Annotated in this window: 1 protein-coding gene; it reads left to right on the forward strand. The window is 66.0% G+C overall.

Annotated features, from left to right (window positions below; translation table 11 throughout):
- On the forward strand, window positions 1–656 hold a 656-nt coding region (locus JDV09_RS26435; protein WP_221372089.1), incomplete at both ends, for an MFS transporter.

Genomic DNA, 656 nt, shown 5'->3' on the forward strand with positions numbered 1-656 from the left:
GTGTTGACCATCGGCTTTCTGAGCGGGGGTTTCAGTGTTGTGCTGGGCCAGTTCGGCGAACTGATCCTGGGACTGTCGGCAAGGACGATCGGCTTGGTGTATCTGCCGGGCACCCTGCTCCTGGCGGCGGTGAGCATCCTGGCCGGGCATCTGGTCGCCAAGTACAGCGCTCGCCCGGTGTTGATTGCCGGTCTGCTGGTGCTGGCCGCCAGTGGAGTGGTGATGGCGATCGGCGCCTCGCCGACGATGGCGTTGTGGGTGCTGGTGCTGGTGACGTTCTTGCTCAACCTCGGCGCAGACCTGACGTCCACCCCGGCCGCCGACACGACCCTGTCCTACGCGGCGCCGGACAACGCCGGGTCGGTGTCGGCCGCGCGTTCGACCTTCGGGACAGCCGGCTACGCCCTGGGCCCAACGGTTTACATCCTGTTGTTCAACGTCTTCTTCCGCCGGGAGTGGCTGGCCGACGCCGAGTCACGCGGACTGTCGGCCCAACAGGCCGAGCACGCCGTGGATGTGGTCAGGAACTCGCTGGTACACAACCCGGGTGTGCCGATACTCGAGTCCGACCTCGTCCAGCAGGCTTCCGGACTCACACTGGACTGGGACTTCAGCAACGCCGTCCGGCTCACGATGCTGACCGTCACTGTCGTCCC

This window comes from Mycolicibacterium xanthum (assembly GCF_019710635.1).
In the GTDB taxonomy this organism is placed as follows: domain Bacteria; phylum Actinomycetota; class Actinomycetes; order Mycobacteriales; family Mycobacteriaceae; genus Mycobacterium; species Mycobacterium xanthum.